This window comes from Pseudoalteromonas phenolica, assembly GCF_001444405.1.
GTDB lineage: Bacteria > Pseudomonadota > Gammaproteobacteria > Enterobacterales > Alteromonadaceae > Pseudoalteromonas > Pseudoalteromonas phenolica.
The window spans coordinates 3,224,212-3,247,927 of sequence record NZ_CP013187.1; the positions used below are offsets into that span (position 1 = coordinate 3,224,212).

Annotated in this window: 23 protein-coding genes; 6 read left to right on the forward strand and 17 right to left on the reverse strand. The window is 41.6% G+C overall.

Annotation, left to right across the window (positions count from 1 at the left end; genetic code table 11):
- Positions 1–78: 78 nt before the first annotated feature.
- The 9 genes from hflC to PP2015_RS14500 all read right to left on the reverse strand — a co-directional run bounded on the left by hflC (position 79) and on the right by PP2015_RS14500 (position 9,958).
- A complete protein-coding gene (gene hflC / locus PP2015_RS14460; RefSeq protein WP_058030977.1) occupies positions 79–960 on the reverse strand; it encodes a protease modulator HflC in 882 nt (293 codons plus the stop codon).
- A 5-nt stretch (positions 961–965) separates the two neighbouring features.
- Positions 966–2,138, reverse strand: coding sequence for an FtsH protease activity modulator HflK (hflK, locus tag PP2015_RS14465; RefSeq protein ID WP_058030978.1), 1,173 nt, complete (start codon positions 2,136–2,138; stop codon positions 966–968).
- 99 nt (positions 2,139–2,237) lie between these two features.
- Positions 2,238–3,527: a ribosome rescue GTPase HflX gene (gene hflX / locus PP2015_RS14470; protein ID WP_058030979.1), complete on the reverse strand. Its 1,290-nt coding sequence runs from the start codon at positions 3,525–3,527 to the stop codon at positions 2,238–2,240.
- Between the two features lie 19 nt (positions 3,528–3,546).
- A complete protein-coding gene (gene hfq, locus PP2015_RS14475; protein WP_058030980.1) occupies positions 3,547–3,816 on the reverse strand; it encodes an RNA chaperone Hfq in 270 nt (89 codons plus the stop codon).
- A gap of 74 nt (positions 3,817–3,890) precedes the next feature.
- Positions 3,891–4,784, reverse strand: a complete 894-nt coding sequence (gene miaA, locus PP2015_RS14480) for a tRNA (adenosine(37)-N6)-dimethylallyltransferase MiaA (protein WP_058031661.1) — start codon at positions 4,782–4,784, stop codon at positions 3,891–3,893.
- 23 nt (positions 4,785–4,807) lie between these two features.
- Entirely contained in the window at positions 4,808–6,667 is a 1,860-nt protein-coding gene (gene mutL, locus PP2015_RS14485) for a DNA mismatch repair endonuclease MutL (RefSeq protein ID WP_058030981.1), read from the reverse strand.
- 6 nt (positions 6,668–6,673) lie between these two features.
- Positions 6,674–8,014 carry an N-acetylmuramoyl-L-alanine amidase gene (locus PP2015_RS14490; RefSeq protein WP_058030982.1) on the reverse strand — a complete coding sequence of 447 codons (1,341 nt, stop codon included), beginning with the start codon at positions 8,012–8,014 and terminating at the stop codon, positions 6,674–6,676.
- Positions 7,992–8,477, reverse strand: a complete 486-nt coding sequence (tsaE, locus tag PP2015_RS14495) for a tRNA (adenosine(37)-N6)-threonylcarbamoyltransferase complex ATPase subunit type 1 TsaE (protein WP_058030983.1) — start codon at positions 8,475–8,477, stop codon at positions 7,992–7,994. Before tsaE ends, PP2015_RS14490 begins: the two co-directional genes overlap by 23 nt.
- 2 nt (positions 8,478–8,479) lie before the next feature.
- Positions 8,480–9,958: a bifunctional ADP-dependent NAD(P)H-hydrate dehydratase/NAD(P)H-hydrate epimerase gene (locus PP2015_RS14500; protein WP_058030984.1), complete on the reverse strand. Its 1,479-nt coding sequence runs from the start codon at positions 9,956–9,958 to the stop codon at positions 8,480–8,482.
- Between the two features lie 12 nt (positions 9,959–9,970).
- Here PP2015_RS14500 and queG point away from each other — a divergent pair, with 12 nt between their 5' ends.
- The gene (queG, locus tag PP2015_RS14505; protein WP_058030985.1) at positions 9,971–11,104 is read left to right on the forward strand and encodes a tRNA epoxyqueuosine(34) reductase QueG; all 1,134 of its coding nucleotides are present in this window, start codon (positions 9,971–9,973) and stop codon (positions 11,102–11,104) included.
- Positions 11,105–11,164: 60 nt separating this feature from the next.
- Here the strand turns inward: queG and PP2015_RS14510 are convergent, their stop codons facing one another.
- The 3 genes from PP2015_RS14510 to PP2015_RS14520 form a co-directional block, all read right to left on the reverse strand.
- The gene (locus tag PP2015_RS14510) at positions 11,165–12,292 is read right to left on the reverse strand and encodes a response regulator (RefSeq protein WP_058030986.1); all 1,128 of its coding nucleotides are present in this window, start codon (positions 12,290–12,292) and stop codon (positions 11,165–11,167) included.
- 58 nt (positions 12,293–12,350) lie between these two features.
- On the reverse strand, positions 12,351–14,312 hold the full coding sequence (locus PP2015_RS14515) for a hybrid sensor histidine kinase/response regulator (RefSeq protein ID WP_058030987.1): 1,962 nt from the start codon (positions 14,310–14,312) through the stop codon (positions 12,351–12,353).
- 92 nt (positions 14,313–14,404) lie between these two features.
- Entirely contained in the window at positions 14,405–14,890 is a 486-nt protein-coding gene (locus PP2015_RS14520) for a GNAT family N-acetyltransferase (RefSeq protein ID WP_058030988.1), read from the reverse strand.
- Positions 14,891–14,966: 76 nt separating this feature from the next.
- Here PP2015_RS14520 and PP2015_RS14525 point away from each other — a divergent pair, with 76 nt between their 5' ends.
- From PP2015_RS14525 to PP2015_RS14540, 4 genes are all read left to right on the forward strand, one after another.
- The gene (locus tag PP2015_RS14525; RefSeq protein WP_058030989.1) at positions 14,967–15,506 is read left to right on the forward strand and encodes a glutathione peroxidase; all 540 of its coding nucleotides are present in this window, start codon (positions 14,967–14,969) and stop codon (positions 15,504–15,506) included.
- 81 nt (positions 15,507–15,587) lie between these two features.
- Positions 15,588–15,869 (forward strand): peptidylprolyl isomerase, encoded by a 282-nt coding sequence (locus tag PP2015_RS14530; RefSeq protein ID WP_058030990.1) that lies wholly within the window; start codon positions 15,588–15,590, stop codon positions 15,867–15,869.
- A gap of 84 nt (positions 15,870–15,953) precedes the next feature.
- Positions 15,954–16,535 (forward strand): glutathione S-transferase family protein, encoded by a 582-nt coding sequence (locus PP2015_RS14535; protein WP_058030991.1) that lies wholly within the window; start codon positions 15,954–15,956, stop codon positions 16,533–16,535.
- A 21-nt stretch (positions 16,536–16,556) separates the two neighbouring features.
- A complete protein-coding gene (locus PP2015_RS14540; protein WP_058030992.1) occupies positions 16,557–16,907 on the forward strand; it encodes a DUF2750 domain-containing protein in 351 nt (116 codons plus the stop codon).
- On the opposite strand, the gene PP2015_RS14545 is transcribed toward PP2015_RS14540, so the two are convergent.
- Both PP2015_RS14545 and panP read right to left on the reverse strand, forming a co-directional pair.
- Complete coding sequence (locus tag PP2015_RS14545) at positions 16,884–17,273, reverse strand: VOC family protein (RefSeq protein WP_058030993.1); 390 nt, start codon at positions 17,271–17,273, stop codon at positions 16,884–16,886. The two genes, PP2015_RS14540 and PP2015_RS14545, sit on opposite strands and share 24 nt — an antisense overlap.
- Before the next feature lie 264 nt (positions 17,274–17,537).
- Complete coding sequence (gene panP / locus PP2015_RS14550; RefSeq protein WP_058030994.1) at positions 17,538–19,163, reverse strand: pyridoxal-dependent aspartate 1-decarboxylase PanP; 1,626 nt, start codon at positions 19,161–19,163, stop codon at positions 17,538–17,540.
- Positions 19,164–19,412: 249 nt separating this feature from the next.
- Between panP and PP2015_RS14555 the strand changes: the two genes are divergently transcribed.
- Entirely contained in the window at positions 19,413–21,290 is a 1,878-nt protein-coding gene (locus PP2015_RS14555) for an EAL domain-containing protein (RefSeq protein WP_058030995.1), read from the forward strand.
- A 64-nt stretch (positions 21,291–21,354) separates the two neighbouring features.
- On the opposite strand, the gene trmB is transcribed toward PP2015_RS14555, so the two are convergent.
- From trmB to PP2015_RS14570, 3 genes are read right to left on the reverse strand one after another with little or no spacing between them, the layout of a single operon-like run.
- Positions 21,355–22,026, reverse strand: coding sequence for a tRNA (guanine(46)-N(7))-methyltransferase TrmB (gene trmB, locus PP2015_RS14560; RefSeq protein WP_058030996.1), 672 nt, complete (start codon positions 22,024–22,026; stop codon positions 21,355–21,357).
- The gene (locus tag PP2015_RS14565; RefSeq protein ID WP_058030997.1) at positions 22,026–22,799 is read right to left on the reverse strand and encodes an ABC transporter permease; all 774 of its coding nucleotides are present in this window, start codon (positions 22,797–22,799) and stop codon (positions 22,026–22,028) included. Before PP2015_RS14565 ends, trmB begins: the two co-directional genes overlap by 1 nt.
- Positions 22,796–23,716, reverse strand: coding sequence for an ABC transporter ATP-binding protein (locus PP2015_RS14570; protein ID WP_058030998.1), 921 nt, complete (start codon positions 23,714–23,716; stop codon positions 22,796–22,798). Before PP2015_RS14570 ends, PP2015_RS14565 begins: the two co-directional genes overlap by 4 nt.

The window sequence follows — 23,716 nt, forward strand, 5'->3', positions numbered from 1 at the left end:
GCGAATAGAACAATGTTTTGAAATGCAACAAAAAAGCCCTGAAAAATTCAGGGCTTTTAAATTAGAAAGTAGCGAAAATTACTTCGCGCCTTTCGCATCCTTCATATAATCAAAGAACTCGCTGTCTGGTGATAGCACCATAACATCGCCTTTGTTATTAAAGGTTTTCTTATATGCTTCTAAAGAACGAACGAAACCGAAGAATTCCGCGTCTTTATTGTATGCATCAGCGTAAATCTTAGCCGCTGTTGCATCGCCTTCACCTCGTACGCTTCGCGCATTACGCTCAGCGTCAGCAAGCATAACTGTCACTCGACGATCTACTTCTGCACGAATTGTTTCAGCTTTTTCTTGACCTTCAGAGCGGTGCTCTTTAGCTACCGCGGTACGCTCAGCACGCATACGACGGAAGATTGACTCACTCACTTCATTAGGTAGATTAATTTGTTTTACACGAACGTCTAAAACTTCTATACCTAACTCAGTTGCACTCTCAGATGCTTGCACCAAGGCTTCTGCCATTAACTCACTACGCTCACCAGAAACAATCTCTTTGATTGTACGGTTACCAAAGTTAGTTCTCAGACCGTTGTTCACTTTTTGCTTAAGTAGCGTTTCAGCATATTGCTTATCACCACGCGCACGCAGGTAGTAAGCACTGAAATCGTTCACTCGCCATTTAACAAATGAGTCAACAATTAAGTCTTTTTTCTCACTCGTTACGAAACGATCTGGTGCACCGTCAAGCGTTTGAATACGCGCATCAAGCTGCTTTACTTGGCTAAAGAAAGGTACTTTGAAATGAAGACCTGGGCCGTATACAACCGCATTGTCTTCACTGTCTTTTTGCACCTTACTGAATAGTAAAACAATCGCACGTTGACCTTCTTTAACAACAAACACCGATGAAAATGACATCAACACGGCAACAATTAAGAGGATAGAACTAAAATTTCTCATAACGCTTATCTCCCACTGTTGTTATATCTGTCATTTGAAAAACGGTCTCTAGCGCTATTCACAGTACTATTATTACGTGATTGCTGACCTAAAGTTTGACGTAATTGATTAAGGTCGCTCGCATTTGGTAGTGTCATGGCGCCTTGTTGACCACTGCGCTGCATGATCTTATCAAGCGGTAAATACATCATGTTGTTACCACCTTTGACATCAACCAACACTTTACTACTGCTACCTAATACTTCTTCCATCATATCGATGTAAAGACGCTGACGAGTTACTTCTTTCGCCGCTTGGTACTCAGGTAAAAGCTGCTCAAATCGTGCGACTTCACCCTGTGCTTCAAGAATAATACGCTCTTTGTAACCTTCAGCTTCTTGCGTCATACGAGTAACTTGACCACGTGCACGCGGCTCGATTTCTCTTTCATATGCTTCTGCTTCACGAATGAAACGTTCTTCATCTTCTTGTGCAGCAATCGCATCATCAAACGCATCTTTTACTTCAGCTGGCGGACGAGAGTCTTTAAAGTTCACGTCAGTGACGATTAAGCCTAGGTTGTACGGTTCGATAATCTTATTTAACTCGTCCCATGTACGTTGACGAACGACTTCACGACCCGTTGTTAACACTTGGTCCATGCGTGAATGACCAACAACATAACGAAGCGCACTATCAAGCGCTTGTTGTAAGCTGTGATCAGCATCTGTCACGCTAAAGCGATATAGCGTTGGGTCTACAACACGATACTGAACTTCGAATTCAACACTTACTACGTTTTCGTCTTCAGTCAGCATGAAGCCTGACGCCGATAACGAGCGAACTGCTTCGATGTCGATTGGGATCACTTGTTCAATAAACGTTGCCTTCCAGCGTAAGCCTGGCTCTGCAATTCGGTCGAATTTACCAAACTGTAATACAATGCCTCGCTCGGCTTCTTTCACGGTATAAATACCACTTAGAGCCCAAACAACGATAGCGATTAGCAATACAAAGGTAATACCTGCACCGCCTAAACCACCGTTACTACCACCAGGTTTGCCGCCAAAAATACCGCCAAACTTATCGCCGAATTTACGGAATACTTCGTCAAGATCGGGTGGGCCTTGATCTTTACCACCGCGGTTTTTCCACGGATCGTTATCATTGCCATTCTTACCCGGCTCATTCCAGGCCATAGCTATACTCCATTGTTATCTAAAATGAATTAAGTTAAATCTAACAAATATCTCGCATGACTTATATCTTTATGCGAAGAAAATCGTAACAGTCTTTGTTTAATCTGAAACGATGAACTGCTCGATATTTGCACCTTGTTCTTTTTTCAGTCTTTCCCAATCAACTTGTGGGATACGTACATCAAGCAGCCAATTGCCTTGCTCATCATAGTTTTCTTGTTTTACACCATTTAAATTAAACAACGAACCACGTAATTTGCCTGATGCAGGTGGTACGCAAAGTGTGTGAGCAAACACTTTCTTTGCCAGTAGCTTAGAGATCGCCTCTAGTAGTAATTCAGTGCCTTCGCCAGTTTGTGCTGACAACCACACGCGAATTGGCACTCCTTCGTCGTTAAAATCAATTCTTGGCTTAACATCTTCTAAGAGATCAATCTTGTTATAGACTAAAAGCTGAGGAATTTCATCTGCTTCAATCTCTTTAAGAACCGATTGTACCTCTTCTATGTTCTCTTTTCTTCTGTTGTCAGCAACATCTATCACATGCAATTGTAGATCGGCCTCACGAGTCTCAGTCAATGTCGCTTTAAAGGCGGCAACTAAATCGTGTGGTAAATGTCTTATAAATCCTACCGTATCAGCAAAAATGACAGGACCAATATCGTCTATCTCTAACTTTCTAAGCGTTGGGTCAAGTGTCGCAAAGAGCTGATCTGCTGCATAAACCTCAGCATCAGTAACAAAATTAAATAAGCTAGACTTACCCGCATTGGTGTAACCCACTAACGACACAGTAGGCACTTCATTTCGACTACGTGCACGTCTACCTTGCTCTCGAACCGTGGCTACTTTCTCAAGCCTTTTTCGTATACTTTTTATACGCTCTCTTAATAAACGGCGATCGGTTTCAAGCTGAGTTTCACCTGGGCCTCGTAAGCCAATCCCGCCTTTTTGGCGCTCTAAGTGGGTCCAACCACGGATCAGACGAGTTGAAATATGTCTAAGTTGGGCAAGCTCGACTTGTAACTTACCTTCGTGAGTACGTGCTCGCTGGGCAAAAATATCTAAAATCAGCGTCGTTCTGTCTAATACACGACACTTACAGATACTCTCTAAGTTTCTTTCTTGAGAGGGGCTGAGCTGGTGATTAAAGATGATGACATCTGCATTGTGGATTTTGACAATCTCAGCAATCTCTTCTGCTTTACCGGTTCCGACAAACAATTTAGCATCTGGTGCTTGGCGACTGCCTTGCACAACCGCCAAACTTCTAACACCAGCAGAAGATACCAACATTTCTAACTCTTTGAGATCTTCTCGATCTCCTTCGTTTTGAAAGTCAATATGGACTAAGATTGCCTGTTCGCCGGCTTCATAACGGTCAAACAAGCATTACGCTCCTAATAAATTAATAATTACCTTCTTCGCTACCAGAGTTATCTGAACTCTCACCGCTCTGCGCAGATTGGAAATTAACTGCTCTAGCAGGAACGACTGTTGAAATAGCGTGTTTGTAAACCATTTGGTTTACTGTGTTCTCAAGTAAGATTACGAATTGATCAAAAGATTGGATCTTACCTTGTAATTTGATGCCGTTAACTAAAAAAATTGAAACAGGAATGCGTTCACGACGTAATACATTCAAAAATGGGTCTTGTAAAGATTGGCCTTTTGCCATTGTCTTATCCTTCGTTTTAGGTGTTATTATATTTTCTTTGTTGAGAAAACTCGAACAGCTTGATTTATCAACTACTAATAGCTTAGCGAAGTTAGAACACGTTGCAAGTTTTCTTGCGCATCAGTCTCTAACCAAGTCACGTTTGGCCATCCCCTCAACCAAGTTAATTGCCGCTTTGCTAGCTGCCTAGTCGCTGCGACTCCTTTAAATAACATTTCATCGTGATCGTATTCGCCGGCTAAGTGTTCCCACATCTGTCGATATCCAACACAACGTATCGACGGTAAATCTAAATGTAGGTCTTCTCGCTTATATAAGGTCAAAACTTCATTTTTAAACCCCTGATCTAACATTATTTTAAATCTTTTTTCGATTCTTTCATGTAAGACTTTACGGTCAGAAGGTGCGATAGCGAATTGATGAAACGTATAAGGTAACTCTGGCTGCTTTTGCTGCTGTAACTCAGTCATGGTTTTACCCGATAAACGATACACCTCTAGTGCACGGTTAATGCGTTGAGAGTCGTTTTCACTTATTTTTGCTGCAGCTTCTGGATCAACTTCAGTCAAAAGAGCATGAAGAGCGGGCCAACCTAGTTCATTGGCTTCTTTCTCTAATTGGGCACGCACTTTGTCATCCGCTTCAGGCAGAGGTGACAACCCTTCAATTAAGCCCTTAAAGTACATCATGGTACCGCCAACCAGAATAGGTACTTTACCTTGAGCATGAAGCGCATCGATGCATTCAATGGCATCGCGTCTAAACTCTGCAACCGAGTAACTTTCTTTAGGATCAATCAGATCAATTAGTTTATGTGGTGCTTGGGCTAACTCTTCCGCATTTGGCTTTGCAGTACCAATATCCATCCCTTTATACACCAGCGCAGAATCGACACTGATAATTTCTGTGTCTAAATGCTGACATAACTCAATTGCCAGTGCTGTTTTACCAGCAGCTGTTGGCCCCATTAGGGTAATGACAGGTAACTTACTCACTGTGCGCCTTGCTCTAAAATTGTTTTAAACATACTACTGTCTAGTTTAACTGCTTTTCTCTCTATTGCTGAAAGGCATTGTGTATTGTTTTGTATTTTTATTTGTAAATTAGTAAAGCTGTCACTAACAAAATAACTTGTTGGAGTCTGCTCATATAACCATTCCAGCCAATCCTGAATATCACTAAACTCATTTGCACAACATTCTAACGTGCGATTGATTAGCTCAGCCACATCAATGCTATATATATTGAGAGGTAACTTTTTGACCATAATATATTTTTCAAAAAACTGAATATCAAACCCAAGTAAAGTTAGCCAAGATTGGTTCTTCTCAAGCGCTTGCTTATTTACCGAGTCTAAATTTACTCGAACAGGTAACAGTAAAGACTTACCAGTCAATGCCGCATCTTGCTCAATATCAGCTAGCCATAAAGGTAATAAAGCATACTTATAATGGCTTAACAGAATATGATTTCGCTTTTTAACAAACAACATCCCCTCTGACAAAGGCATAATATCGACTTCTGCACGCACAGCATTTGGTGTAGTACTTTCGAGTGAAGAAGTCTCAACCGATACTTGATTTTGCGGTGTCAGTGCTTGGTAGAACTCATTGGCATTATATTGATGTTGTGTTTGCTCAGTAGCACGCTGATTTTCCTTTGAACGCGCACCTGAGTATGTGCCTGAAGTCATCCTGCTACTATGACCAGAACTTGATGAGAATTGACTCGGTTTGGGCGTAAAATCAAACCCTGAGGGCACTGAAACGAGTGGTTCTGAGGACGGTATAAGTTCAGAGCGATAGTTTTGCTGCTGCGCATCTTCGACATAATCTGAATGTACATCTGTACTCAAAGCACTTTGCTCAGGCATAAATACAGCTTGTTTCACAGCTTGCACAATAAAATCGTGAACTAAACGCGCTTGGTGAAAGCGCACTTCATGCTTGGCTGGATGCACATTAACATCCACTTGTCTTGGGTCCAATTCGAGATAAATTACAAAGCCTGGCAATTCAATTTGCCCCATCTGCTCTTCAAATGCTTGGCGTATTGCATGCAAAATGAGTTTATCTCGCATCATTCGGCCATTCACATAAGTGTACTGTGAATTGCCACTATCTCCACATGGCAATACCCATCCATATAGCTTTAGCCCTTCAGCACCGGATTCGATATATGCTGCGTCAGTTGCGAATGTCTTTCCTGCCACTTGCGCGACTCTGTCGGTTCCCTGCTCTGGCGTTCGAGCGCGGTATTGGCGAACCACCTTTTTATTGTGAGTCAAAGTAATTGCCACATCAAAACGACTTAACGCAATGCGCTTCACCAACTCATCAATATGACTGAATTCTGTTTTTTCAGTGCGCAAAAATTTACGTCGAGCAGGGGTGTTAAAGAATAGATCTTTAACTTCAATCGTGGTGCCATTGGGGTGAGCGGTTGGCTGTACCTGCACAGCCATGTCTCTTCCCTCTGCAAATGCTTGCCAAGCAGTTTCTTGCGCGGCAGGCTTTGAACTTAGCGTTAGACGAGACACTGAGCTTATAGATGCTAAGGCTTCACCACGAAACCCTAGAGATGAGATGCATTCAAGATCATCTAAACTTTTCAATTTACTGGTCGCATGGCGAGAGAGCGCCAATGTGAGTTCATCTTTTGCAATACCGTGACCATTATCACGAATGCGGATCAGCTTATGTCCACCGCGTTCAATATCGATAGTGATGCGATTTGCCCCAGCATCAATGCTATTTTCGACTAACTCTTTTACAACAGAAGCTGGCCTTTCAACCACTTCACCCGCGGCAATTTGGTTTGCTAAACGGGCAGGTAAAATTTCAATGCTCATGCAACTCTACACTTTAGGGATCTTCAATACCTGACCAATATACAAGGTATTCTTACTGAGTTTATTGGCCTTTTTCAGCGCCGATACCGTGGTGCCATAACGCTGTGCTAACAAGCTTAACGACTCGCCTCGCTTTACTTTATGTTGCATAGGCTTATTTTCTTTCAAGCGTGCAAATAGCGAGTCATCTGGCGGGTTCTTTTGATAATGAGTACGGATAGCTTTGAAAACAGCTCGAGCCAATCGCTCTTGGTGACGTGCCGTTTTTAACATTTTTTCTTCTTTTGGATTCGAGATAAACCCAGTTTCTACCAAGATAGATGGTATGTCTGGTGACTTTAACACACCAAAATTAGCTGATTGCGGTGTCTTTTTATGTAATTTTGATACTTTTTTTAGCTCTTTCACGACTTCTTCAGCCACGGTAAAGCCGGTTTTCATCGAGTGGTCCATCGACATATCTAAGAGCGCTTTCGCAAGATAGCGTTCGTTCGCTGTATCTTTAATTAGATCAGCTGCCCCACCTAATAATTGAGAGTGCTTTTCTCTATCTTCTAGCCATTTACCAGTTTCTGACTGCGCGCGTCGGAGCGACAATACCCAAACCGAAGTGCCGTTGGGCTCTGGTCTAGTAAATGCGTCTGCATGAATAGACACAAAAAAATCAGCACGCTTTTGTCTGGCTTTTGAAGTACGTGTATTCAGCTTGAGAAAGTAGTCTCCAGTACGAGTGAGCCTTGCTTGCATACCTGGCTCTGCGTCTATCATTCTCGCCAGCCTTTTGGCTATTGGTAACGTTATATTTTTTTCATAGGTGCCAGAAGGACCAATTGAACCTGGGTCTTCGCCACCGTGACCGGCATCAATCGCAACAATAATATCTCGATCAGTCACGCGTTCTCGTTTTTTCTTCGTATCGTTCGCTTCTAAACTCTTTTGCTTGCCATATAAATCTATAACTAAACGATTTTTATAAGGCCCAGTAGGTGCCAATGCAAAAATGACAGGCCGAGCAGTACGCGTTAAGTCAAATACCAAACGCGTACTTTTGGCGTTTTTGGGTTTGCTGTAACGCAGTTTAGACATCACACGATGCTCTTTGGGGATCGCAGGCAGTTTGTTATGTTTTTTTGTGTTTTCTAGGTCAACCACTAAACGAAGTGGGTTCTTTAGCATAAAATAGCTAAATTCAGGTTTGGCAGACATATCTAGTACTACGCGGGTACTTTCTGGCGAAGGCCAGACCCGAACCCCTTCTATACTATTTTTTGCCCATACTGATACGCTCAATAATAGGCAAAAGATAAGACTGAACTGTATTATTTTAATTATTCTTAGATTGTTCATCGTTTTGTAGTGTTTTTAATAACGCAATACCTCGCTCAGATTCAGCTTCTATACTGATCTGCCTTTGCTCACCTTGGTACTGCATAGTAATGTTTAAATCTGGAGTTGGGATAAAACCTTGCCCTTTTTCGGGCCACTCAATCACACAAATCGCTGATAGTGCAAAGTAATCCCGAATGCCCATATACTCTAACTCTTCTGGGTCGCCCAGACGATATAAATCGAAATGATACACAGCGCAATGTGTTAATTCGTATGGTTCAACTAAGGTATAAGTGGGGCTCTTAACCTTACCTGTATGACCTAAACCTTGCACAATACCGCGTGTAAGGGTGGTTTTTCCTGCTCCAAGATCACCATGCAAAAAAATCACAGCGCCCTGTTGAACAACTTGAGCAAGCCTTCTTCCCATAGTCACAGTAGCAGCTTCATTCTCTAACAATAAAGTAAACGTGTTAAGCATGTTTATCCTAATAAACGTCGAATATAAACGAATAAATCACTGGCTAATAACCCCTTTGCGCCATCTTTAGCGGCTATCTGCGCTGCTAACCCATGAATATACACAGCCAACTGCGCAGCAATACTTGGAGCTAAACCTTGTGCAATTAAAGCAGCAATCATACCAGATAAAACGTCTCCCATCCCAGCGCTTGCCATCGCTGCAGTGCCTGAGCGGTTAATCGCTGTGCAGTTGCCATCATATATCAAACTACCCGGCCCCTTTAATACAGCAGTAGCCATATATTTCTCATGGAGTAACTTCACTACTTCAAAGCGAGCAGACATATTGCAATGCGTATCTAACAATCGCCTTGCCTCCCCTTCATGTGGCGTTAGCACACACTTTGGTAATTTTTTTGGCCGTTTTGCCAGTAAGTTTAAGCCATCGGCATCTACGACTATTTCACCACTAAATTGTAAAGCTGTATCAAACAACGCTTCAGCCCAGCTAGATTGACCTAACCCCGGCCCCAAGACTAAGACATCAGCTTTATTCATAAGTGCCAATAAATCAGTGTTATTTTCAACACCATGCACCATAAGCTCATATCGCCCTTGCAAAACCATAGCAACATTATCTGGATGCGTTGCAACACTGACAAGCCCTGCGCCAGAACGTAAACAGGCCTCGGCTGCCAGCCTTATGGCACCAGCCATCCCTTTACCACCACCAATCAATAACACGTGACCACATTGGTTTTTGTAGGTATCAATGGTTCTCACAGGGTTATTTGCAAGATGCGTTTGTTGATTAAGATAAGTTGCAGATGGTTGGACAAGCTCACTGAAAGCCTCTGCAACTCCCAACTCAGCTAAGTAGAGCCGACCGCAATACGCCGTTGCTTTACCCGTTAATAAGCCCTGCTTTAAAGCGATAAAAGTCAATGTGACATCAGCCCTAAAAGCACCAATTGCGACCTCTGAAGAATTTGCATTAACTCCACTTGGTACATCGATACTTACTTTAATTGCAGTGCTTTTTTCACATTGATTAAATATAGAGATAAGCGGAGCGCTTAAGTCACCTTTAAACCCTGTGCCAAATATACCATCAACTATCACATCAAACTTTTGCTGCTGAGGCCAACCTGCACTAAACTCAACTTCGCACAATTTTGCATGCTGATAGGCTTTAAGCGCATTTCCTTCTAATAAAGTGGGAGGAAATACGCTATAAACCACCACCTGTCGGCCCGTTTGTTGTAAATGCGCGGCCAGCAAGTAAGCATCTCCTGCGTTATTTCCTTTTCCCGCTAAGATCAAAATTCTCTCAGCGTCGACAAACTCAGCGTCGAACAAGCAAAATAGCGCCTCACCTGCTCGTTGCATTAATTGCCATAACGATAGACCCATTTTTTGAGCTGCCTGTGCCTCATACGCTTGTACTTGTTGGGCGAGATACGCGTATTGTGGTAAATTAGCGGTGTATTTAGCTTCCAAGATTATGATTCCGTGACTGCCACTAAGATTGATTATATTGAACTTGCTGCAAAAATTAAGCAATGGGGTAAAGAATTTGGCTTTGCCGAAGTTGGGATCACTGACATTGATCTGAGTGAGCATGAAGCCCAACTACAACGCTGGTTAGATAATGGATATCATGGTGAGATGAGTTATATGGCCGCCCATGGCATGAAACGAGCAAGACCTGCGGAACTTGTCCCGGGTACTCAGCGGATAATCAGTGTAAAAATGAACTATTTACCGCCTGAAGCGAGTTTTGCCAAGGCGCTTGGAAACAAAGAAACTGCCTATATTAGCCGCTATGCGTTGGGTCGTGATTATCATAAAGTGATCCGAAACAAATTAAAAAAGCTTGGCCAAAAAATTGAGCAAGAAGTTGGACAATTTGGCTTTCGCCCTTTTGTTGATTCAGCGCCAGTATTAGAACGCCAACTCGCAGAAAAAGCAGGCCTTGGGTGGCGTGGTAAGAATAGCTTATTAATCAATAAACAAGCTGGGTCATGGTTTTTTTTAGGGGAGTTATTTGTCGACTTACCACTTCCTATTGATGAATCAAATAAAGAGGAAGGCTGTGGAAAATGCACCGCCTGTTTAACACTGTGTCCTACTGGCGCCATCGTTGAACCCTATGTTGTTGACGCTAGAAAGTGTATTTCGTATTTAACCATCGAGTTGCAGGGCCCCATCCCAGAACAATATCGTCCTCTACTTGGTAATCGCGTATATGGGTGCGATGATTGCCAACTTGTTTGCCCATGGAATCGTTTTGGACAACTCACCCAAGAGGATGATTTTGCACCTCGAAAGAACCTCAAAGATCAAGAATTACTGACGCTATTTAGTTGGACAGAAGATACATTTCTAAAAAATACTGAAGGTAGTCCCATTCGTCGGATTGGTTTCGAACGCTGGCAAAGGAACCTAGCTGTTGGGTTAGGAAATGCACCATTTAATCAAACCATAGTGGACGCATTAGAAAGTGCCTTTCATCAAAGTAGTGACTTGGTCAAAGAGCATATTGAATGGGCTTTAGAGCAACAAAGGCAAAAACAGTGTGATGAAGATAGAAAGCAATTGCGCTTGATCCGCATTATAGAAAAGGGACTTCCACGCGATGCTTAATACCAATCCTCAATAATACTCAATCATTTTGAGGATTGGTATAACAAATAGTAGTTGCCACTACTTCTTATTTATTAACGATAGATCGGCTTCAATTTCAGCAAAAGCGGTTCGAACCTTAGTGATTGACTCTTCACGTGCCACTGAGTTTTGAATCGCCTGATCTACATTGGTAAAGATAAACACCTCCTGGTCTTCATCTAACCCCATGGTTGGAATACGGCTTTCAAACTGCTCCTGTAATGAACGAAACACCTCTTCGTTGTGTTTACGGTTATCGTCAAGCAGCGACATGAGTCCAGTGAACTTGCTGTGCACCATAGAAATAACCTCTGAAAGGTTTTGCTGCTGTTCCTGTAACTCTCTGCGAGTCAAAATTGACAAAAGTTGCTGCTCAGTCACACTCACAATGAAGCAAATATGATCACGAATACGACCATGCTTTTCTTCATCATTTTCTGGCATATTTAAGATCAATAAGCTGAGGTTTTCATAATTTACAAGTATGCGATTTTGAAACTCATGTAGTCGGCCTTTTGACTTAAGTATCTCAAAGAGCTCAAGCACAATCGGAGAACACAAACCTGATGACGCAAAATGCTGCCTATCGTCGTCAATCCTTAATTCCATATTACAATTTAGACCAAAGCTCGATAAACAACTTATTAATGCTTGCGCCAATTCTGTTACATGATCAATTTGGCCTATTTGCTCAATATAATTAACAATTTGCCCCATTTCACTGCTTGTCGCCATGGCGCTAAAGGCAGTACTCGTAGCATCTTCAACTTGTTGTTCGAGACTTTCTTTTTCAAGTAATATCTGGCCTAAATTACTTAGCTTACTTTTTAGTTCACCATGTGCAAAAGGCTTCACAATGTAGTCTTCTGCCCCCACGGAATATCCTTCCATACGCTCTTCAACAGAGCCTCGAGCAGATACAAACATAACTACAATGTCTTTAGTTGCAGGGTTTGCCTTAATTTGACGACACACTTCATAGCCATCCATACCCGGCATACTTACGTCGAGCAAGACGACTTGTGGAGAAAACGACTCTAATACTTCCAAACACTCTGGACCACTCTCTGCAGTCACAAGTTGTAAGTCTAAATCTTCTAGGATTTCTTCTATGATCTCTAAATTAAACGGTTCGTCATCAACGGCTAAAATTCTTTGTAATGCCATGAGCTATTCCTTTTCTTGATACCTGTAGAATAGTTATAGTCTTGGTTTTGCAAGTTTGCTAAACCATTAATTCGTTTTGTTTCTTTAATGGTAACTCAATCATCACGGTAGCACCGCCATTATTGTTGTTTTCGGCACAAATATAACCCTTATGTAGTAGTATAAACTCCTTACAAATGGCCAAACCAAGACCTGTACCACCAGCGCCACTGTTAGTTTTACTGCTCTGTACAAACTTAGAAAATACCTGTTCTAGTTCATCTTCAGGAATACCAACCCCACGGTCACTAATCGAAATATGAACCTTTTCTTCGTCTAATGTAATTGCAACGCCAACTTCACTGTCTTTGGGACTGAATTTAAGCGCATTACCTAACAAGTTTCGTATTACCTGATTAAGCTGCTCTTGGTCGCAAAACAGTGGTAACCGATCAACGGGTGAATTAACGCGAATTTGTATGCCCTTTTCCATTGCTGAGCCTGCGACATCTTCAATACCCGTTTTGATGATCGCCATTAAATCATGGTTACTTGGATTAAACGGGAAATGACCCGCATCAAGCTTTGAAAGGTCTAACAAATTATTCAACAATAAAAGCAGACGCTCACCACTGGTTTCTATTCGAGATAAGTACTTTTTCAGTTTATCAATTGGTGTTTCGCCAGCGCCAAGTTTGTCTAACCCAAAGCGAGCAAAACTTAAAATAGAATGCATGGGAGTACGCAGCTCATGGGACATATTGGCTAAAAACTCAGATTTACTTTGGTTAGCCGCTTCAGCATCATCTTTTGCTTTTTGTAACTGCGCAGTTCGTGCCTGTACTTCAACTTCTAATACTTCTTTCGCCTCTTCTAGCAGTTGTTGCTTTTTCTTAAGCTGCGTCACATTTTTTAATATCACTGCAAATGCCATTTCACCATGATGATCTATTTCGGTGAAAGTGCCCATGAGAGGCACTGAACCATTTTCTCTTGGCAGTAATAGTTCAAAGTTAAAATGTCGATGAGCACCAACACCTTGGATAGCCGTTTTCAGACCCGATGAGGTTTCTTTATCAAATAATTCAAAAATTGAATGCTCAGGTAGCTCTTCAGGAGAAAGTTTTAATAATTCGCCACAAGCATCATTCGCTTCAATAATTTTGCCATTTCGAGAGAACAATATAATAGGATCAGGCGTGTGTTTATAGATGACCCGCAGTAAACTATCTCTTTCAATTAATGCATCAACAGTATCTTGCAATCGCTCAACAAGCTCTTGGTTGTGACGTTTTAATAGTTCGGTTTGCCATAACTTGTGTAGAGATTGCAGTAGTTCACTTTCATCAAAAGGCTTTATTAAAACATCTTCAACGCCTTGACGAATGGCTTCCATCATATCTACTTGATTAGCACGAGAGGTAAACAATAAACATCGACAATGTGGAGAAACCATTTTAAGTGCATTAAAGACTTCAAGCCCCGTGCCTTGCTCTAAATTAAAATCACTGATTAATAAATCCACATCATTATTTTTAGCTAGCTCTAACGCTTCATCTTTACCAAGTGCTGTTAACACTTGAAGCTGAGCACCGCGTAGGCTGGTAGCCAGAGATTCAAGCCGCTCGTGATAATGATCAACTAACAACACTTTTGGTAACACCAATCGTGAATCAATTCCAATCTCTAAAACTCGCTCTAATAAGTTAGTAATTTCTTTATTGGCGAAGAATGGATAAATCACAATACCATTGGGTAAAGCGCGGTTAAATTGACTAAAAACCTGTAAGTGCTCTGTATTGTCTGGCTTAGGTGCGAGTAATATTAATTTAGGGTGTGCACGTAAAACAGATAGACTGTCTAAATATTCACTCGGAATACCATGCGCAATTGCAACGACACCATATTGATCATAATCAAAGGCCTCATTCAACATTCGATAATGAATGTGCTCTACTTCACCGCCGAGTAACTCAAACAGCACCTTTAGTCGCATAGCCAGTACACTGTTGCTATCAATTATCAGAATTTTATTAGACATAGCTTATTCTTAAATTCTATTTCCTTGCCAAACAAATGTCCGCTGACAGGATAAACCCACACATGAGCAACTTAATGATCGTTTTTGAACGATCAAAGGTGCTTCCCTAGAATAGTCAAACTATATGTCTGATCGTCCATTTCCGCCACTTGAGGAAACTCCCCCCATACGGCGTAGCTATGCTGTTTAAATAGCTTAATACTTGGGGTGTTATGTGAAAATACAAAACCAAGTAATACTTTTAGACCTATTTCTCGACCATGCTCTTCGGCAAATTCAAGTAATTTCTTACCCAACCCTTGGCCACGTGCTTTGTGAGTAATGTAAATACTGATTTCTTTACAACCTTGATATGCAGGTCGCCCATAAAAGTCTTTATAACTTAACCATCCCTGCACATGCTCTCCCTCGCAACAGACAAAAATAGGCGAATGCGTGTTATGACTTTCAAACCAAGCTATCCGAGACTCAACAGTCACAGGCACGGTGTCAGCAGTCACCATACGGCTGGCAATGGTTTCGTTGTAAATGGCAACTATCGCCTCTAAATCTGATGCTTTTGCATAGCGAATATTCATTACTTTTACTCTACAATGATCGTGGTAAACGAAGAATTCGTATCTTAAACTAGTCAAATAAAAAATGGGAAAACATATGTGTAAGTATTTATTAAGTTTAATGATTTTGTGCTATGCGCTGCTAACAACGCCAGTGCAGGCAAATACCTGCGATGACTTCACGAATGTCACAATGCGCAAACTACACTCTGATGAATCAGTGAACTTCTGCGAATTTAAAGATAAACCACTTCTAATTGTGAATACGGCAAGTAATTGTGGTTTTACAGGTCAGTTTGAAGAACTTGAAGCGCTTCACAATAAATATAAAGACAAGGGCCTAGTAGTTATTGGTTTTCCAAGCGACGACTTCTTTCAAGAAGAGAACGATGAAGCTGACACTGCCGAAGTTTGTTACGTCAACTACGGTGTAACATTCACAATGCTGTCAACATCAGCAGTGCGCGGTGACGATGCAAACCCAATTTTTAAACATCTAAATGCAGAGACTAGTTCACCAAAGTGGAACTTTTACAAATACCTTGTTTCAGCAGACAGAAAAACAGTACAACGCTTCAATAGCCGCACTAAGCCGCTTTCTGCGAATTTAACTCAAGCGATTGAAAATTCACTATAACCGTTGCATGAGAAAAAATTCTATCTATACTAGAATAAACTATGAGTAAATATTGCTCAGAATCAGAATTATGGAGAATGTATGACAGTTGCAAGTGCAAGACATATTTTAGTTGAAAGCGAAGCGCTTTGCCTAGAATTAAAATCGGAAATAGAGCAAGGTGCAGACTTCGCAGAACTTGCAAAGAAACACTCAAGCTGTCCTTCTGGTCAAGATGGTGGTGAGCTCGGCGAATTTGGCCCAGGTATGATGGTACCTGAGTTCGACAAGGTGGTTTTTTCGGCGCCAGTTAACGAAGTACAAGGCCCTGTTCAAACTCAATTTGGTTATCACTTATTAGAAGTGACAAGTCGAACAGAATAATCAAATATTTATTCGAAAGCCGCTCCAGCGGCTTTTTTTATACCCATTTAATTTTCAAATAACATAAAAGATAGGAGCCGGTTTATGCGCTTATATGGTTCTGATACCTCCCCCTACGCTCGCCGTATTCGTATGTTTGCTCATTTTCACCAATTTGATCTGCCTTACACATGTTTAGATATATTTGCACAAACAGATCGAGAAACTATGGTTGAGCACAATCCAACTCGGAAAATTCCATTCTTGACTGACGGTGACTTAAATATTGCAGACTCGGGGTTAATTATGCGTTATTTGACTGAGCAACAGCAGTTACCAGAAATGTCTTGGTGGCAAGCTAATCAGTTGGTACAAATAGATGCCTGTAATGACTCACTAATTGAGTTACTACTTTGCCACCGCTCAGGCTTTGATACTGCCGATGATAAGTTATTTTTTAACCTGCAATATGAACGCATTGCTGCACTTTTAGCCTATTTAAATGAACAATGTATGAAAGAAGCGTTTTTAGAAAGCAGTTACCTCAAGATCAGTTTATACTGCCTGCTAGATTGGATCTTGTTTCGTGATCTCTATAATTTGCAAGACTTTGCAGCCTTGGTGGCATTTCATCAAGTACAAGAAGACTTGCCGGGTGTAGCACAAACTGATCCTCGACACTCTTGATAGCTTAAACAGGATAAGATGATGAGCGAAATCGAAATTGAATCAGAATTAGTCACATTTGTTGAGCAAGCCCGCCTTGGTGCGCAAGTTTGGGCTTTAGGCGCAGAAGATGGTGGCGTCGTTGTTTGCGAATCAAACCAGTTTGAAAATGCAGATGTCCTTTTGTTATGGGACAGTGAAGAAAAAGCAAAAGCACAATGTAAAGACGAGTGGCAAGCATACTCGCCAATGGCTATCGACCTAGACGAATTATTAGACGAGTGGGTTGAAGACTTAAACGAAGACCAAGCATTATTTGGCCTAAACTGGAACGATGAAAACGTGTGTGTGGAAATTGAGCCTACTGGCTTAGCGCGCGCTTTGTGTGATTAATGCAATCAATGTACCTTCAATAGCACGCACATAAGCTTGTGTGTGCTCGCCTTTGTGGCTAGGCGGCATAAGCGGCTCTGCGCCCGCTGAAACCGCCTTATCATAACTCTCAACGACATTTTCACACTCGATACACAATTCAAACCCCAGTGCGGGTTGCTTTGGATGGCTACGAATATAACTTTGCTTAAACTGTGCTTGCGCCAAAGGGTGTGAGGCAAAGCCAAGTGTCACCATACCGGTATCTAACTCACCATAATCAGCCGTTTCTGTCAGTGCCGTAGTCGCAAAACCAAAAGCTTGATAGTAAAAATCTAACGCCTCTTCAACTGAGTCGACATAAATGATTGTTTTTAAATACTGCATGTTCAGAAGTAGGTTAAAAATCGCTTAAACTAAGCATACTATTTGAACAGCAAAATACCAATCTTCAATAATACATATGGACTAAAGCTATCGCTAACTGCGTTAAAAACCCCTTATTTAGAATAACTAAATTACAAGATCTTTGCCTTCTTATCGACAAGCTTTCCTTGCCTTAAAATAGCTCACTTAATTAAGAGGATTGGTATAAAAAAGCCAACTTATTCAGTTGGCTTTAATTTATAAATAGCGTTTAGTTATATAAAGTTAAATATACTTAGCTAAATACTTTTTGAAGATAGGATCTGTTTTCGCTAATTGCTTTTGCTCGTCTAGAATCTCTTTAAGCATAGCTTCAGAGGTTAATGGATTAGCTAACACAACTCTGAAAACAACCGTAGGCTGATTATCATATTGTACAGGCGTTAAACGAGTACGAGAGACAAATGAACGCCCAGCTTCACGCTGACGCTTTTGCATGCTTGCCGTGAATCGGTTTAATGCAGCATAAATGTCGATTTTCTCGTCTTCATTCGCATTGGCGATTGCCTGCTTAATTGCCTTCGGTACATAACGGTAAGTTAACAAACATAACTCAGGTTCTGACACTAACTCAAAATCTTCCTCTTGTTTGATAAGCTCTGCAAAATATTTCGCCTTTGCAATGCCCTTATCGATAAGCATTTCATAGCCTTGACGACCAATCACACGTAAGCATGCATGTACAAGCATCGCCATGCCTGGACGGCTTCCCTCAAGCGTATGACTCCCCAAGTCTTTAGAGCCTTTACGAAGAATATATTCGGCGTGATGCTCAATCGCATCAGTAGCATGCGGGTCTTTAAATAGCACCATACCGGCGCCCATTGGCACATACATTTGTTTATGCGCGTCAATGGTGATTGAATCTGCACGCTCAATACCAGCTAACAACGGGCGGGCATTCGCCGATAACAAAGTCGCTCCACCCCAAGCCGCATCAACATGAAAGTGACAGTTTAACTCTTGAGCTAAGTCGGCCATATCACTAAGGGGGTCAATATTACCTGTCTCGGTTGTGCCAGCAACCCCCACTAACGCCATGACCTTTATGCCTTGTGCCTCAAGCTCTAACGCTTTCTCACGCATAGCCTGAACATCAACTTTGTTATCATCGCTGGTTTTTATAGCAATAAAGTTATCGCGGCCAATACCTAGTACATCTGCCGCTTTGCCCAGAGAGTAATGTCCTCGCTCAGACACTAACACCGCCAAACCTTTATAGCCATAGTGCATCATGGCAGCGACCAGACCTTGACTATTAATGCCTTTAAAATCACCTTGCGGTTGTAACAGACGATTTCGAGCAATCCAAAGTGCTGTGATATTGGCAACTGTTCCGCCCGAGCAAAACGCACCTAACGACGTTTTTGCACTGTGCATCCATTTGCCATAAAAAGATTCATCAGCACCATAAGCAAGATGGTGCATCATCCCTAATACTTGGCGTTCTAGTGGCGTAAATGCTTTGGAGGTTTCGATTTTTACTAAATTTTGGTTTAACCCCACCATTAATTTTGACAAAGGTAAAACAAAATGTGGCAAAGCAGATGTCATATGACCAATGAAGCTAGGTGAAGCTGTATGCACCGAATGCGCGACAAGCTGCTCCATTATATCTTGGGCATAATCAGACACAAACATGGGCTGTTCTGGAATAGCAGCCGACTGAAAATCTTTTTCCACTTCGTGCAAAGGTTTTTCAATTGCAGCAATATTCTCGTTTAAAAAGCCCACCAAATTATTGGAGATTTCCAGTTCAATCTTACTTAAAGTTGAATCTGGCGCTTCCGGCACCGTAAATATACGCATTAAAGTTTCATCAGAAGCTACAGCACAACGCTTAGGACCCATGTTTCTACCTAGTTAAACAAACCAATGAACAATAGAAATATCTTCACTGGCCTTATAATTCTTATATGACTAAACCGCTAACTGTACTTTAAGTTTTCATTAAAGTCTCGTTTTGCGCCTATAAAACTTAAACTTGCTTTGTATACTCGGCAATCTTGAAGTGGACTTAAGAGATATATTTGCCTACTATTTGGGAAAATGATGATCACTCTTAAAGGCAGTTTTTGCTTTTTAGAATAAGGACTGACAATGATCAGAAGGACCTCGCCAGCAAATCTTCTTTTTGCAGGCTTTTTTATATTTTTAACGTGCCTAGTAGGTTACGTGTATTACACCTACGAAACAACGCGCACAGCAATCGTTAGCGACATTGATGAGCGGCTATTACATGCAGCAAAAAGTGCTCAATTGTTGCTTGGTGAACAATACCATGATGATTTAGCAACAATTCAGCCAGAGCAGTATAAACGTTTAAGTAAACAGCTTTCACTTCTAGCTGATACGCTCAATGTTGAGTACGTCTATAGCATGGTATATGAACAACCTTTTGTACTCTTTACTTCCTCAAGTTATACAAAAGAAGATGTGCAAACGGATATGCTTACGCGCTTTTTAGACCCTTACCCTGAAGCAACAGTAATAAATAAAAGCGCTTTTCGCTCAACTGAACCCGTGTTTGAAATTTCAGAAGATCAATGGGGGCGTTTTAAAACTATTTTCGTACCTTATATAAGTAATACAGGTAAAACTTATCTAGTTGGTGCTGATATAACTATGGACTCAGTACAAGCCCAGCTAAATGCCAGTGTCACCCGCGCAATTTTAAGTGGTAGCTTTTTCTTCTTCATTGCCGTACTGGTCGCCTGTTTTTATTTTATCTTATATCGAAAGTCACTCACTACAGATCCTCGAACAGGGTTTGGGAATCGCATTGCGTTAGAGCATGATATTAATCAACATAAAAACGAACATTTAAGTCTCGCAATTGTTGAAATACATGAGCTTGAAAATATCGTCAGTTTTTATGGTGCCAATGTTGGCGATCAGGTAATGAGTAAAGTGATGGGATACTTTGCGTCGCAATCTAACTCTGTGTATGTTTATCGACTTGCAACATCAAAATTAGTGCTATTTTGTGATAGTGAACGAGGGGAGCACTTTTTAAGTAACTTAGTACAACAATTCCCTGCCAGCTCACCAGTTTTAAATAGGCCTCATCTATATGTTCAGCTAAATGCTGGTATAGCAGAAGGCAATAAATCTCTTCTCCTAGAAAATGCCTATGTTGCATGCCGCCAAGCCGTGCAACAAAAAGAATTGGTCTGTATTTACAGCATTGATAAGCATGAAGCAAAGCAGTTACAGCATGCTCGCCTAGCGATGGCTAAAACGCTTAATGACGCCTTTTCTCAAAATCGCGTAGTTGTTTACTTTACTCCGCGCTGCGCCCCAAACCATGACAATATATGCCAGTATTTATGTAATGCTAGAGTACTCGATGAGCAAGGTGGCATTATTACCGATAACGCTTTTTCTGAAGTGGTTAAACAGTCACGTATGGAAGGACAACTTACCAGACATATCTTTTCTCAATGTGTAACCCGATTTAGAAAATCACGCACTGCTTGGTCAATCGGTCTGAGCTATCAAGATGCCTCTGACCCACAATTAATCGACTTTATCTCTCAAGAACTACGTCGGTACCCGCAACCAAGCTTAATCACCTTTGAACTTGATGAGCAAGACATACTCGATAACTTCAATGCTATGGCCGTTGCAATTAATATATTAAAGAGTAAGGGTGTGAAGATTTTGGTCAACTCAGTGAGCAGTGGTTTGCTTACAGTGAGTCGAGTGATGAAACTAAGTATTGATGCCATTAAACTCGACGATGGTATATCTAACCATCTAGAAAATGATGAGCAAGTATTGTCTTTTATTGAGCATTTAGCCCGCTTATGTCGCGACAGGGAAATGCACTTAATCGTTGGTAATGTAGAAACTGAGTTACAGTACGAACTTCTTTGTGCCGCGGGCGTTACTTATTTACAAGGGAGTTATATTGGCAAGGCCACGCCACATATCAAATGCCCCGAAGAGCATGCAACGTATCAGGCAAGTGCATAGGCATGTATAACCCAATCTAAAAAAGGGCCAAATAGCCCTTTTTTAATGAGTTTGAAAACAGGCTTTAGCGAGATAAATCTAGTTTCAAACGTGTACTAGATTGCCCGCTCGCCCAGTATTTTCGCTCAAACGGCGTGATGGCAGTGTCACTCTCGTATGCTTCAACCGCAGCTGGGTGGCCTGCTAATTCTAGCGCTCGTGCAAACTCTTTAACGTAAATATCCCAATTAGAGCGCACTTCTAAAATACCGCCTAACTTCACAATAAATGGGAAGACGGGGGCACCGTGCCAACGTCTACCAATATGCTTGGCTTTAGGCCAAGGGTTTGGATATAACAAATAATGATGCGTTGGCTGCCAACCAGCTTCTAGCGCAAGGCGCCAAAAATCGTTTAAATCAGCCTGAACTAAAATATAGTGCCCTGATTCAGTTTGCTTATATTCCACATCATGCTTATCTAAGCGGTGCGACGACTTATCGATACCAATCACCAAGGCATCTGGGTGCAGCTTAGCTAAGTTGGCGGTGCTTTCACCTACTCCGCAGCATGAGTCCAAAATCAAAGGTCCGTTAAAAGCCTGAACCTTTTCATTGACCTCATCAAACGCTTGTTGCGTATGTTCGGCAATGGGCTTTTTAAACTCTGCCGCTAGGTGCTTTTGTACTATTTCATCGAGCTTTTCATGCAGCCCTGGTTGGTTTGAAACAATGCTTCTCGAATTTGCTTCACTCATCAGTGACGTAACCCTATCCCACGGCGAATTAATGTCAGTGCCGTAATAAATAAACCAGTAATTAGCACTAATAATACCGCAAATGAGGTGTAAATGCTGACATCAGACACACCTAAAAAGCCAAATCTAAATGCGTTCACCATATAAATGATCGGATTTACCTGCGACACACCTTGCCAGAACTCAGGCAACAGCGTGATAGAGTAGAATACTCCACCTAAGTATGTCAGTGGCGTCAGGACAAAGGTTGGAATAATACTGATATCGTCAAAGCTGTTTGCATAAACGGCGTTGATGAGGCCACCTAAGGCGAATACTGCCGATGTCAGTACCACAGTAGCAATGATCACAAACACATTATGAATTTGAATATCAACGAAAAACAAAGACACAATTGTGACGATTAAACCTACTAGCATGCCACGAGCCATACCGCCGCCCATGTAACCAAGCACAATAATGTAATTTGGCACGGGCGCCACTAACAGCTCTTCAATGCTCTTTTGGAATTTAGTCGAATAGAAACTCGATGCAACATTCGAATAGGAGTTGGTGATCACCGACATCATGATCAGACCAGGAACAATAAATTCCATATAGCTAAAGCCGCCCATCTCGCCAATTCGCGAGCCGATTAAACTACCGAAGATCACAAAATATAAGGTCATAGTGATCGCAGGTGGCACTAAGGTTTGCACCCAAATACGCAAAAAGCGGATACATTCTTTGATCCAAATACTTTTTAACGCGACTGAATAACGACTTAAACTCATGCTTCACGCCCCTGCTCTAGTAAACTTACAAACAATTCTTCTAATCGGTTGGCTTTATTTCGCATACTCAGCACGGTATTACCTTGCGCTGATAACTGTGAAAACACCTCGTTTAACCCTTGAGATTTGGCCACCTCAACCTCTAATGTGTGGTCGTCAGTCATCACGAACTCATAACCCTCTAAGGTAACGGGCTTCACGGGTGACTGTAAGTCGAGTACAAAGGTTTCTTTGTCTAACTTGGCAAGTAAGGCTTTGATCGTGGTGTTTTCAACAATCGTACCTTGGTCGATGATGGCGATGTTTTTACACAGTAACTCCGCTTCTTCAAGGTAGTGAGTTGTCAGAATAATGGTTACACCCTGCTCATTGATTTCACGTAAGAAATCCCACATTGAGCGACGTAGTTCAATGTCTACACCTGCGGTTGGCTCATCTAAAATAAGCAACTTAGGTTCGTGCATTAATGCGCGCGCAATCATCAGGCGGCGTTTCATACCACCCGAAAGCGTACGCGCTTGCTTGTCTTTTTTATCGAACAGACCCAGCTTTTTTAAATATTTCTCGGCACGCTCATGGGCAAGTTTACGTGGCACACCATAGTAACCCGCTTGGTTCACTAAAATTTGGTTGAGTGTTTCGAACTGAGAAAAGTTAAACTCTTGCGGCACTAAACCTAGCTCTTGTTTCGCATCTTCTAACTTTGTATCAATTGAATGACCAAAGACTTCAACTGTGCCTGCGGTTTTATTTACCAATGACGAAATGACGCCAATGGTGGTTGATTTACCTGCACCATTAGGGCCAAGCAGCGCAAAAAAATCGCCCTGCTCTACTTGCAAGTCGATGCCTTTTACCGCTTCGACGCCATTTTTATAGACTTTGCGTAAGCCTTGAATATTTAATGCGATGGTCAT